Genomic DNA, 13,500 nt, shown 5'->3' on the forward strand with positions numbered 1-13,500 from the left:
GGATGCCCGCCCGGAATGACGGGGCCATGTAAGCGTGGAGACCTTCCCAAAATATTAACATCCTGTCGTGCAGGATCAAAAAATCATCGGCCACCGCAAGAGGGACGCACGACATTCCGATGGATGCAGACGATTGGCTCCCCATGGCCCACACGCTGCCGGACGCGCCCGGATTGCTCGGATGCGACGCGCTCGATCCCTATTTCCTGACGCCGCCGGACCTGGACCCCGATCCCGCCATCACTATGGTGCTGCCGTTCCTGGCCTGGGTGGTCACCCTCGCCCGCCCCCACAGCATCGGCCTGGCCCCCGGCCGCCCCGCCCTGCACGCGCTCCTGACGGCACAGGCCCAGCGCCTGCGCCTGACGCTGAGCGTCCATGCCATGACCGACCGTCCATGTCCTGGGACCTGCGACCTGCTGTGGGTGGCGTTGCCGCCGGCGGATATCGGCGACCAGACACCGGAACATCTCGCCCCGCTCCTGTCACCGCACGGTGCGTTGCTGCTGTACGGGCTGGATCGCGCAACCGACGGGCATGCCGCATGGTCCCGCTGGCTGGCCGAAATCCCGCACGCCACAATGCCGCTGGGCCGCGGGCTGATATTGGCACTCCCTGGGGCATTCCCTGGGGCATTGCCCGGGCCGGGCGCACCGCTCGCCGGCCTCTGCGACGCCCTGAACCGCGCGCAGGGGGATAGCGTGGCCGCCAACCTGGCCAGCCGCTTCGCCGCCATCGGCACGCATTGGGCAACCCGGCGCGCCCTGGCCGATGCGCGGGCGGAACTGGCCGAGACCCGCGCCTCCCTCAGCCGCGCCCGGCTGGACGCCATGGAATTGCGGCTCGAACGGAACCGGCACGTACCGCCCGCCGATCCGCCGGCCGCCCCTTCTCCCGACGCTCCAACGCCAGCCACCTCCGCGCCACCACCCACGCCCACACCCGCCCTGCGGGCCCGGCTGGCCCGGCTGGCCCGGCGGCTGGCACGCCCGCAGCCCATCCCGGCGGAAACACCGCCTCCCGAACCGGCACGCGCCCGCCGGCCCATCCGCACGGTCCTGTTCATCTCGGGCGAACCGGCGACACCCGGCACGATCTACCGTGTCGACCGCAACGCAGCCGCCTGCCGCGCAGCCGGGTACCAGGCTGAAAGCCGCGACTGCGCCGCCGTCGGCCCCGACGACATTCTCTGGGCCGACCTGATCGTCCTGTGGCGCGTGGAATATAGCGGCCATGTCGATACGCTGATCCGGATGGCGCGCGCGCGCGGCGCCCTGCTGGCCTTCGACGCCGACGATATCGTGTTCAAACCCGAACTGGCCCGCGGCGACCTGATCGACGGCATCCGCACCAGCCCCGCCCCCGTGGCGCGGATCGAACGCATGTATGCCGACATGCAGCGGACCCTCCGCCAGTGCGATCTCGCCATCGCCACCACCGAAACCCTGGGCGACCGGATGCGCCCCTACACCCCCCTGACGGCGATCGTGCCCAACATCCACGACCAGGACACGCTGGAGCGGTCGCGCCGGGCCGCCCGCCGCCGCGCGGCCACCCCATCCGACGGGCTGGTGCGGATCGGCTACGCCACCGGATCGCGCACCCACCAGCGCGATTTCGCCCGCGCCCTGCCGGGGCTGCTGGCGGTCATGGCCCGGCGGCCGGAGGTGCGGCTGGTCCTGTTCCGCGAACCGGGGGGCGGCCGCCCGCTGCTGCTGACCGAGGAATTCCCCGCCCTGCGCGCCCGCGCATCGCAGATCGAATGGCGCGACATGGTCGCGCTGGACGCCCTGCCCGACGAACTGGCGCGGCTGGACATCTCGATCGCCCCCCTGGAAACCGGCAATCCGTTCTGCGAAGCCAAGAGCGAACTGAAATTCTTCGAGGCCGCCCTGGCCGGAACCTGCACCATCGCGTCGCCGACCGCCCCCTTCCGGGCGGCGATCCGCGACGGCGTCACCGGCCTGCTGGCCGACAGCGACGCGGAATGGGAAGAAGCCCTGCTCCGGCTGGTGGACGATCCATCCCTGCGCGCCCACATGGCGCGCGACGCGCTGCATACGGTCCTGTGGGAATACGGCCCCCAGCGCCAGGCCACCCTGCTGGGCCTGACGATCGCGGGCCTGGCGGGCGGCCAGGCCACCGCGCAGGCCGGCGCGCTGGCGCTGGCCTGCGGCACCACCCGCGTGCGCACCGTGCCCGCCATCCCCGACAGCGAGACATTGCTGCACCAGGACCAGTTGCAGGATGCCGCCGTCACAATCGTCATCACCACGTACCAGTATGCCGATCACGTCATCGAGGCCCTGGAATCGGTCCGCCACCAGACGCTCGAACCGCTGGACCTGATCGTGGTGGACGATGCCTCGACCGACGATACGGCGGCCCTGGTCGGCGGCTGGATGGCCCGGCACGGCACGCGCTTCAACCGCCTGCTGCTGCTGCGCGCGCGCCACAATGCCGGGCTGGGCGGCGCCCGCAATATCGGCATGGCCGCCGCCGAAACCCCATATGTCATGCAGCTCGATGCCGACAACCGCCTGCTGCCCGACGCGTGCGCCCGCCTGCTGGATACCATCCGGCAGGCGGATGCGGGCTTCGCCTATCCCATCATCCGCCGCTTCGGCCGGGCGGACGGCGTGATGGGCGATATCCCCTGGCATCCGGGGCGCCTGGTCGGCGGCAATGTCGTCGATGCCATGGCCATGGTCGCAAAATGGGCGTGGGCGGCGGCCGGCGGCTATTACGTCTCCCGCGACGCCATGGGGTGGGAGGATTACGATCTCTGGTGCAGCCTGGCCGAACGGGGCATCGCCGGAGCGCATGTGCCCGAAATCCTGGCCGAATACCGCGTCCACGACGCCGCCATGACCGACGGCGTGACCGAACGCGCGGCCCACAAGCAACGCGTGGTCGCCCTGCTGCGCGCCCGCCATCCCTGGATACGCCTGACCGCGCCGGAGGCGAGAAGCCGGGCCTGACGGGCGCCCGGCTCGCCGTTGGCTGATCCCGCACGGGCGCCATGTCTGCAAGCCGCCACCCCATATACCGGCGCGGCCCCCCAGGAGAACCGTGCCGGTATGGCACCCAAGGTTCCGGCGCCGGCGACCGGCTGAACGCCGCGCGCCGGCATGCCGCGTTCAGCCGGGGCGTACGACCAGAACGTGAAAGCTGCCTGGGATCATGGCCCCGTGCGTCTGCCCGGGCGCGGGGGGCGAGAAACGCGCGGCGGGCAGATACAGCGTGCCGGTCCGGGCGTCCAGGGCGCCGGTGCGTGCGCCCGTTTCGGTCGGAATGCGCTTCACGTCCCCGGGCACGCCGGCACCCGCCAGCGAGATCTGGTCCAGTTCCCCGCTGGCGCCGCACGGGATGTAGGCGCGCCGCCGCATGGCATCGAGGATGACGGCATCCGGCCTGTCGCCGATGGCGACCAGGCCTTCCAGCGTCTTTCGCCCGGCCGAGACGATTGCGGCCTTGCCATTGGCGCAAGCCGCGATCAGCCGGTCCGATGACTTGTCGTACGCCAGGCCGCTGGGCCCGGTGCACGCGCCCAGCGCGATGGCCGGCCCCGCCGCCATGGCGGCGGTGTCGACCGTCTCGATCTCGTTGGCGTCCTCGTTATTGACGTACAGCGTTCCATCCTGGCCCAGCGCGGGGAATTCCAGCCCCGGTTTCAGCGTCACGGTGGCCGTGACCTTCCTGGATGCCAGGTCGATGACCGACACCGTACCGCCTTTGGCGTTCATCACGAATGCCCGTCCGTGTCGCTCGTCGATGACGGCGCCATCCGGCTTGCGGCCGACGGCGACGCGGCCCGTTTCATGTCCGTCTGTCCTGTCGATGAAACGAACGGTATCGTCGTCACCGCTCGTCACCAGCAGATCCGTGCGGCCCTTCAAGGGCAGCACGGCATGGCCATGCTGAATCTGCCCGATGCTGACGGCGGCCTTCCCGTTCTTCAGGTCGTAATCCGTCACGGAGGTCGCCCGCGCGACATACAGGTGGCCCGTCCCGCGATCGAATGCCGCATAGTCGTAATTGCCGTCCGGCCCCGGCAGGTCGCCGGCCCGGGCAGCCGGCGCCGCGCAGGCGCATGCCGCGACCATGCCGGCCACGAAGCCCCATCCGATCGATTTCAATCCACGCTTCATGTCATATTCTCCAGATTTCCGATATACTGTCGTGCCGTGACGCGTCGACCGACGCCCCGGCTCAGAAATGCCCGCGCACGCCGCCCAGCACGGTCTCGTAATAGACCTCGCGCTGGATGGGCCGGCTGTCGCTGGTACCTTCGATGAACTTCAACGGCGTATTGGTCAGATTCTTGACCGAGGCATAGAGCGCCAGGTTTTTCGTGATGGAATAGGACGCCGACATGTCGACGCGCAGGCGGTCCGCCGTCCAGATATCGGTGGCCTGGGAACCGCCGATCGCGAACAGGTTGCGCGAGACATAGTTGACGCCGACGCGGATGCTGAATTTCGGGTCCTCGTAATAGAGCGCCGCATTGATATTGTTGTTCGAGGTGGATGGCAGCGGCGCGTCGATACCGGGATGGACCTGCCCGGTCGAGTTGATCCAGGTATAATTTCCCTCGAACCCCGTATATTTCAGGATGCTCGGCAGGAACGCGAATTTCTGGTTATAGACGGCCTCGAAACCGTAGGCCTGGGCATGAGGAATATTTTTCCAGCTGACGACGTTCACGATGCCGGTCAGGCCGCCGTAATTCACGTAACGATCCTGCCGCGGCATGATGTAGTTGCTGATTTCCTTGTCGAAGGCGCCGACGGAGATCAGCCCTCCATTGCCGGTATAATATTCGAGCGATGCATCGAAGGCGTCGCTCGTCATGGCCGGCAGGCCGGGATTACCGCGCGAGATGGTGCCCGAGCTGGCATCGACGGTCGTGGAGGCGGTATTCTGGTTGAATCCGGGACGCGCCAGCGCGGTGGAATAGGACAGCCGCCCGATCAGGCGCGGCATGAAGGTGTAACGGAATTCGATATCCGGCAGGTAGTTGAAATAATTCTGCCTGACTGTCGCCGGGGAGAGCACTGTATTGCCATTGGCGTCGATCGTCGTCAGAACGCCCTGGTAATGTCCGTTCGTCGCCTCGAAACGCATGCCGGCCATGACATGGAGTGCCTCGGAGATGTTCCCTTCATACTGGAAATAGCCGGCATAGACATTTTCGTGGTCGAGCTGCGTTCCCTGCAGGCTGGAAATCGCGTCGCCCGCCGGGTCGGACTGGGGCAGGGCGGGCGTACCGGCAAGGGCGTAAATCCCGGCGCTGTCCACGAACGGGCCGATATTATATTGGTTCTTGTAATAAAGATTGTCCGGACCGTAGGCGAAGCTGGACAGCGGGATCGTGCCGTCGCCGGTCCAGTGCCTGCTATCCTGGGACGTGGTGCGACGACGCAGACGGACCAGGACGCCGACCTTCAACGAACTCTGATTGCGCAGGACGTCCAGCGGGATCAGGGCGTTGGCACCGCCCGACCATTCATTGTCGGAATTTTTCTGCATATTGTCCGCGAGGCTGGTCAGCCTGTAATCGCGGTTCGCGTAGCCTGTGCCATCCAGTGCGGCAAGCGTCGGCTGGTTGGGAGTGGCCATATTGTTGTAGCCGACGGCGGTCGGGCCGGACATGTCGGTGAAGGTGGCCGTCCGGGCCAGCGGGAAATTGCCGTCGCCATGCGACCAGGCTCCATGATAGTCGATCCTGACCCGGCCGATCGTGTTCCGCCCTCCCCAGGTCGCCATGTCGTTCTGGACCGTGTTCAGGCGCTCGACAGCCTGTTTCTGAAAGGTCGCCTGCGGGGCGACGAATCCGGCCTGGTTCGTACCGGCAAGACAATTATAGGGCGCAGGACAATTGCCGTCCCCGGCGCCCGAATCCAGGCCGTTCGCGATCAGGCTGTACCGGTGATACCCTTCGTGATAGCCCGATTCCGCGAATCGGACGAAGAAATGATTGTCTCGGTTCGGATCGAAATCCAGTTCGCCGCCCCGATTGTAGCGGCGGCGAAAATACTGATAGCGCCGCATGTCGATCGTCGAGAGCAGCTTGTCCGGATAGCCCAGGGATTGCTGGTCGGAATACGCCTCTTCCACATCGTCGACGCCGCGCTGGTCGTTATACATGCCGGCCGTGGCGAAGATGGAAAACGGCCGCGGGTTGGAAACCCAACCCCCACCCACGCCCGACCCGGCCTGGCCATAGGGGCCCGGATGCCCGCCGAAGCCGAAGCTGGCTCCGGCGGTGATCTGGCCGTTGACCACCGGCGTGCCGCGCAGGGGCTCGGCGCCGCCGCCGATGTCAAATTCGACGAACGGCTTGCCGTTGGGTTCCTGCGTGCGGGGCACGAGGTCGATCGTACCGCCCATGGCCTCGCCATCCTGGTCCGGACGCATCGTCTTGGTCAGGACGACCGAGGCCACCATGCCGGCCGGAATCGCATCCAGCGCGACCGCGCGGGCACCGCCGAAGACCGAAGCCTGGTTCGACGGCATCACGCGCACGCCGCCGAACGTAACACCGCTCAAATCCGCGTCGAGACCGCGAATATTGACGAATCGCCCTTCTCCGGTATCGGTCTGGAGCGAGACGCCCGACATGCGCGAAATCGCCTCGGCCATGTTGATATCGGGGAGTTTGCGGATTTCTTCCGCCGTGCGGACGGTGATCGCATTCGGTGCGTTGCGTTCGGACGCATTCGATGCCGCAATGCCGGTCAAGGCGCCGATCACGTCGAATTTCTCGCCCGCCCCCCCATTGTGGGCCGGCGCATCGTCGTGGATGGCGGCGGCCGTGGCTGGAGCAGCGGCAGCAGCGGCGGCGGCGGGTTGGGCCGTGCGGTGGGCATGGCGGGCCACCATGTGCTTGCGCGTCCCGGCCTTGCCGCCCTTCGCCAGCGGGTCCTGGTGACTGGTGCCGTCGCCGGCGCGCGCGGATGCCGGCATGGAAACTCCGGCCATCAAAGTCAAAGAAATGGCGAGACTACCGTACCGACATACCTTGCGATGAGCAGAATACTGCATAAGACACCTTTTAACCGGTAAATATAGAGTGCGGCACTCTCGGACGGCGCCTTACCGGTCTCCGCCAAAACCATATCCGCGAACAGCCAATTACAGTTTTTTACAATATTTGCGCATGAAGATTGGGTTACAGTCCAAAGTGTAGCAATACTTAATCTATGTTGGGCATTGTTAACTTACCAGCCATTCCGGTGCGCGTCCGGTGGTGGCCGGCATGGTCACTTCGCAGCGCAGGCCATGCGGCGCATTGTCCAGCAGCCTGATCTCACCACCATGAAGACGGACGATCGCGCGCACCATGCTCAGCCCCAGGCCCGTTCCCGGCGTGGCACGGCTGCCGTCCAGACGGACCATCTTGCCGAACACACGCTCGCGCTCATGCGCCGGAATGCCCGGGCCGGTATCGGCAACGGCCAGGACGACCTTCCCGCCCGCCCGCCGCGCGGTGACCGTGATCCGGGTTCCCGCGGGGGAATGGTTGATCGCGTTCTCGATCAGGTTCGCCAGCACCTGGGTCAGCAGGACGCGGTTGCCGTCCAGTTCCAGTCCGCCTTCCGGCGGGACCAGGACCAGCGTTTGTCCGTGATCCTCGGCCACCGGGCCGTAGAGACCGGCGAGAGACGCCAGAAGATCGGCGATCGGCAGTCTCTGGGGGTCGGGCGCCCTGTCGTCGGCCTCGATCTGCGCCAGCTTGAGCAGCGTGGAGAAGATCTCCAGCGCCTCGTCGAGACAGGCCATCGACCGCGTGATCGCGCGCACGCGGTCCTGCGGCGCCGTGGCCTCGGCGGCCATGTCCAGTTGCTCGCCCAGGCGCGCCAGCGGACGACGCATGTCGTGCGCGATATCGTTCGTGACCTGGCGGATGCTGGCGATCTGCGCCTCATTCCTGTCGAGCATGGCGTTGAGGCTGCCGGCCAGATGTTCGAATTCGTCGTTCGTCGCGTTCAGGACGATGCGGCGCGAAATGTCGCCGCGCATGATATCGCGCGCAGTCTGGCTGATGGTCTCGATCCGCCGCAACACCAGGCGGCTCAGGACGAAGCCGCCGCCAAGGCCGATCAGGAGGAACCCCCCGCCGCTCCAGACCAGTGTGAGCCATACGTCACGCCGCATGGAGCGCAGGGACGCGCCGTCCATGCCGACGAAGAAATATCCGCCGTCGTCCAGCACCTGTCCCTGGCCAACGACCGGATGTCCGTCCGGCGGCAGCGGAAACCAGGTCCAGGACAGATGACGCGGGCCGTCGATGCGCGGCAGGTCGCGCATGTTGCCGGCCACGGTCCGCCCGTGCGCGTCCTGCAGAAGATAATAGACGGTGGGATCGGACCGGATCGCCGAGCGGATGGCGGACGTGAGATGCGCGACATCACGGCTGGATACACCCGACAGTGCCTCATCCCGTTCATTGGCGACGGCTTCGTGGATCTGCCGGGTCAGCGAATGCAGGCTGCGATAGCCGGACAGCGCGGTGACCGTCATTCCGCAGATAAAGCAGCAAGCGGCGAACAGGGCGACGATGCGGAAGGACGAACTGCGCAGGACGGACAGCTTCCACGGGGTTCCACCCGCCTGCCCGTCCATATCATTGGACTCGCAGCATGTAACCCTGTCCCCGTACTGTATGGATCAGGGATGGAGCGTCCCGGCCCAGCCGGTCCCGAAGACGGCTGACATTCGATTCCAGCAGGTTGGTGCGGATCGGGAAATCGATGTCCCAGACGGCCTGCAACAGCATCTCGTGCGACAGGACAATATTCGGATGGCGCATGAAATATTCTAGGAGTTTCAATTCCTGATCCTGAATGAACAGTTTTTTTCCCGCGCGGTACGCCTGGCGTGCGACAAGATCGACCTCGATATCCGCGAAAATCAGCCGCATCGCCTGGGACGGGGGCCGCAACCGGCGCATCAGGACGTCCAGGCGAGCCGACAATTCGCGGATCGAGAACGGTTTGACAAGATAATCGTCAGCCCCGCGTCGCAGTCCCGTCACACGGTCCTGGATACCGTCCATGGTCGTCAGGATCAGGACGGGCACCAGCATTCCCATAGCGCGCAGGTCGGCCAGGATCGCCAGACCGTCGCCACCAGGCAGGCGGCGATCCAGAATGATGCAGTCCCACCCGCCCGCCAGCGCCAGTGCCCGCCCGCGTTTCCCGTCCTCGGCCACCGTGATCGCGATATGGGCAAGATGCCCGGATCCAATGACATAGGCGACGGTCTGCCGATCATCCTCCACCCAAAGGATTTCCGGAGCGGCAGCGGCCCATTCATTGGTCATGCAGCCGCTCGGCATGGGATGGTCACAATCTGATTTCCGACGTGGCCATAATTATGAACGCGAGGATAAGGGGCACAAGAGGCTCCCGGAAAGATTGGGTATTGTTAATCCGTCGTCCGCGGCATCCCCCGTGCGGGGTGGAACGGCAATATACCGGGTCTGCCGGCAAGATCACCAAATGCCGGATCGGGCTGTTCGTGACCCACGTTTCATTCCCGCGCCAGCTCGGCGCCGCGCCCTCGACGCTGGCCTATGGCGAGGCGATGGAAAACTCAGCGTATCTCCCATGGGTGGGTATGGTTCTCCTGCCAGCCGACGCGGTGCAGCAGGGGCATGTTATCATCGCATTCCGAATGGCCGATACAGAGATAGGCGGAAAACCGCCATTCGGCAGGGCAATCGAAGATCTGCTCCATGACCTTGGGATCGAGAATGGACACCATGCCCAGGCCCAGATTTTCCACTCTTGCGGCCAGCCATAGGGTGTGAATCGCCATGTTCGTCGAGGCGCTCAATGTATCCGGCATGGACCGGCGCCCCAACGCGTGGCCTTCTGCGGGATCGGACACGGTGAAGACCGCGAGTTGCAGCGGCGCATGATCCAGCCCGGCGAGCTTCAGGCGCAGATAATCCTCGTGCTGCCGTCCGCCATAGGCCCTGGCCGCCTCGGCGTTACAGCGGTTGAAATCGGCACGCACGGCGGCACGCAATGCGGGACTGTCGACGCGGATGACACGCCAGGGCCGGGCATTGCCGACCGATGGCGCCAGATCCATCGCCTCGCGGAGCCGCGCGATGACCGGCTCGTCGATCGGGTCGCGGCGAAAATGGCGGACATCTCGGCGCCAGCGCAGGATACGATTCAGGGTGGAGATGTCAGATTCCGTGAATTCCATCGCGTCAGTCTTTCAGGCCGGCGGGCAGGTCTGTCCAGCCCTGCCCGCCCTGATCGTGTATCATGGCAAGCCGTTCAGAAGGATGATGAGGGCCATGAGGGTGGCCGGCATCACCATGACCCGGCAATACAAGGCCAGTCCGCGTGCAAGGTCGGCCGGCCTGCGGATCCGGCGCGGTGCCGTTGAGCCACGGCACGCCGGCCACGCGGCCGGCATAAATGCGCGGCCCGGCCCTTAACCTAGGGTTATTGAGTACGTGTAATTTCGATATCGACATAACTCATCCCCGAATTTACATTTGATATGAAATCACAATGAAATGGTACGCGGTCGCCGTGCGCGTGTGGGGGATATTTTTATGATCGTCACTCGGCGTCTACGCAGAATATCACTTCTCGTCGGAGCAGCCGTTATTTCCCTCAACACGGCCTCTGCCGCGCCCGTGTCGGATACGGAAAACAAGGACACCAGGACCAGGAAAAGCGGAAACGCGAATACTTCATCCAAAGCGCCCATCTCGGGAAAATCGGCGAACGATGAAGTGATCACAGTGACCGGAAGCCGGATTGCCAATGCGCATGCCAAGACTCCGACACCCGTCAGCACCCTGACCCTGAGCGACATCCAGAACCAGTCGCCGACCAACAATCTCGCGGATCTCGTCAACGAGCTTCCCCAGTTCGCCGGCAGCACGACGCCGCAGAATTCCCGCCTGGCGCTCAGTGGCGGGACGGCGGGCATCAATGCCCTCAACCTGCGCAACCTCGGCGCGGTCCGTTCGCTCGTGCTGCTCGACGGCCGGCGTACCGCGCCATCCGCCATCACGGGCATCGTCGATATCAACACGCTTCCGCAACAGCTCGTGAAGCGGGTGGACGTCGTGACGGGCGGCGCATCCGCGCAATACGGCTCGGACGCCGTCGCGGGCGTGACCAACTTCGTACTCGACAAGACCTATACCGGCCTGAAGGTCAATGCCGATTCGGGCGTCTCGACCTACGGCGACGGCACCAACTACGCGACCTCGGTCGCGGGCGGCTTCGGCTTCGCGCACGACAGGGGGCATGTGCTGCTGAGCGGCGACTATGCCCACCAGGACGGCATCTACAGCGTGACCCGCTCATGGAACGAGAACAACAACCGGATCATGGCCAACCCCGCCTATGCGGCAGGCAACGGCCAGCCCTACTATATCGTGCGGGGCCCTGCCGGAACCAACAATGCCCTGCCGGGCGGCATCATCAACGCGTCGGTCGGGCCGGTCGCCAATTCGCTGAGGGGACTCTATTTCGGACAGGGCGGCAGCGTTAACCACTATCGTTACGGCTCGTACTCGACGTCCACCACGTCGCTCGGCGGCGATTATGCCCTGGCGGACAATGGCCGCAACATCGGCCTGTCCCCCGGCAGCGACCGCAAGAACCTCTACGGCCGCGTCAGCTACGATGTGGCCCCGTGGATGACATTGTATGCCGAAGGCGCCTACAACGAGAGCGAGTATGTCTATAACGCCGGCCCGCAATATCTCACCACCGTCAAGCTGAAGGGCGACAATGCCTATCTGATGGATGCGCTGGGCCCGAACGCGCTCCGGGGGGTCTCGTCCGCGACATTGGGCACGACGGCCCATGACATGCCCTATCGCAGGACCGACAACCGGCGGAACGTGCAGCGCTACACGTTCGGGGGCGAAGGCAATTTCACCATGTTCGGCAAGCGCGCATCCTGGAGCGCCTACGCCCAGTACAGCGCCACACGCACGCACGAACAGATCTACAACGTCATGAACACGTCCAGGATCGCGAACGCGACCGACGCCGTCCGCGCGCCCGCGGGCAATGCGGCGGGCATACCGGCCGGCACGGTCGCATGCCGTTCGACGCTGACCAGTCCGGGCAATGGCTGCTCGCCGATCGACTGGCTGGGCACCGGCGTGATGTCGGCATCGTCCATCGACTATGCGCTGGGAAATCCCTGGCGCGACGAAAAATTCGAGGAAATCGTTTCAGGCGTAAACCTGTCCATGACGCCCTTCGCCACCTGGGCCGGCGATGTGAACGTCGCCGTGGGCGGCGAATACAGGGACGAAAGAGTATCCGGCTACGTGCCGACGCAATATCAGTCGGGCTGGTCGGTCGGCAACTTCCTGCCGACCTTCGGCAGCTACGATGTCAAGGAAGCCTATCTCGAAACGAACGTTCCTCTTGCCAAGGGGCTTTCCTTCAACGGCGCGGTGCGCGGCACCGACTACTCCACGTCCGGCTACGTCACGACATGGAAAATCGGCGCCGTCTGGCAGCCCGTCCCGGATATCCTGTTCCGTGCCACCCGATCGCGCGACATCCGCGCCCCGAACATCAACGAGCTGTACCAGGCCGGAACGTCGCGCACGACCTCCGTCCTGGACCCCTGGACCGGAAACACCGACACCGTCCTGGAAACGACGACGGGCAATAGCCAGCTCAAGCCCGAAAAAGCCGATACCACGGTGGTCGGTTCGGTCATCACGCCGCGCTTCGCGCCCGGTCTTTCCATCTCGGTGGACTGGTTCCACACCAGGCTGAAAAACGCCATCCAGCAGTTCTACTCGCAGGATATCATCGATCAGTGCTACCAGGGCAATCAGAGCTTCTGCTCCGCCTTCCGCCCGGACCCCTCGGGACAGCGCGACCTGCTCTTCAGCGCCAGCCCCTTCAACTTCAGCCAGATCACGACCAGCGGCATCGACATCGATGCGACATACCAGTTCCCGGTCCGTCGTATCTTCCCCAAGGCGGACGGACTCTTCACGCTGCACGGCCAGGCCAGCAACTATCTCAGCTATGTCGCCGATTCCGGCCTCAGCCCCGCGATCGATACGGCGGGTGACATCACCACCGGACCGCCGAAATGGATCTATCGCTTCTCGGCGTCCTACGACACGTCCCGCTTCAACGTCACCGCCGTCGCCCGCGGCATCAGCGCCGGCAACTATTCGAACAGCTACGTGCAATGCACCACCAGTTGCCCCGCCTACAACGCCTACTTCCCCACGATCGACGACAATCATGTCAAGGGCACCTTCTATTTCGACATGAACTTCACCTACAAGCTCAAATACAGTAATTTCGGAAACATGCAGGTCTTCCTGAATGTCACCAACCTGGCCAATGCGGGTCCGGTCATCGTGCCCGAAAGCGGCCTCGCCGCCGACAGCACCTACAGCAGCCTCCTCGGACGGACCTTCCGCGGCGGCATTCGCTTCGAACTCCAGTAAGACCAGGGGCAACGGGGCCG

Annotated in this window: 7 protein-coding genes; 2 read left to right on the plus strand and 5 right to left on the minus strand. The window is 65.0% G+C overall.

Annotation, left to right across the window (positions count from 1 at the left end):
- Window positions 1-119: 119 nt before the first annotated feature.
- Entirely contained in the window at window positions 120-2,981 is a 2,862-nt protein-coding gene (locus HLH36_RS20075; RefSeq protein ID WP_182986620.1) for a glycosyltransferase, read from the plus strand.
- 159 nt (window positions 2,982-3,140) lie between these two features.
- Here HLH36_RS20075 and HLH36_RS12075 read toward each other — a convergent pair whose 3' ends face one another.
- The 5 genes from HLH36_RS12075 to bluB form a co-directional block, all read right to left on the minus strand.
- Window positions 3,141-4,151, minus strand: coding sequence for a YncE family protein (locus HLH36_RS12075; protein ID WP_220792819.1), 1,011 nt, complete (start codon window positions 4,149-4,151; stop codon window positions 3,141-3,143).
- A 61-nt stretch (window positions 4,152-4,212) separates the two neighbouring features.
- Window positions 4,213-6,969 carry a TonB-dependent receptor gene (locus tag HLH36_RS12080; RefSeq protein WP_182986621.1) on the minus strand — a complete coding sequence of 919 codons (2,757 nt, stop codon included), beginning with the start codon at window positions 6,967-6,969 and terminating at the stop codon, window positions 4,213-4,215.
- A 249-nt stretch (window positions 6,970-7,218) separates the two neighbouring features.
- Window positions 7,219-8,628, minus strand: a complete 1,410-nt coding sequence (locus HLH36_RS12085) for a HAMP domain-containing sensor histidine kinase (RefSeq protein WP_182986622.1) — start codon at window positions 8,626-8,628, stop codon at window positions 7,219-7,221.
- A gap of 1 nt (window position 8,629) precedes the next feature.
- Window positions 8,630-9,328: a response regulator transcription factor gene (locus tag HLH36_RS12090; protein ID WP_182986623.1), complete on the minus strand. Its 699-nt coding sequence runs from the start codon at window positions 9,326-9,328 to the stop codon at window positions 8,630-8,632.
- A gap of 272 nt (window positions 9,329-9,600) precedes the next feature.
- The gene (gene bluB, locus HLH36_RS12095) at window positions 9,601-10,224 is read right to left on the minus strand and encodes a 5,6-dimethylbenzimidazole synthase (RefSeq protein WP_182986624.1); all 624 of its coding nucleotides are present in this window, start codon (window positions 10,222-10,224) and stop codon (window positions 9,601-9,603) included.
- Window positions 10,225-10,774: 550 nt separating this feature from the next.
- On the opposite strand from bluB, the gene HLH36_RS12100 reads away from it, so the two are divergent.
- A complete protein-coding gene (locus HLH36_RS12100) occupies window positions 10,775-13,480 on the plus strand; it encodes a TonB-dependent receptor plug domain-containing protein (RefSeq protein WP_338030446.1) in 2,706 nt (901 codons plus the stop codon).
- Window positions 13,481-13,500 lie beyond the last annotated feature (20 nt).

It is taken from the genome of Gluconacetobacter aggeris (assembly GCF_014174395.1).
Lineage (GTDB): Bacteria > Pseudomonadota > Alphaproteobacteria > Acetobacterales > Acetobacteraceae > Gluconacetobacter > Gluconacetobacter aggeris.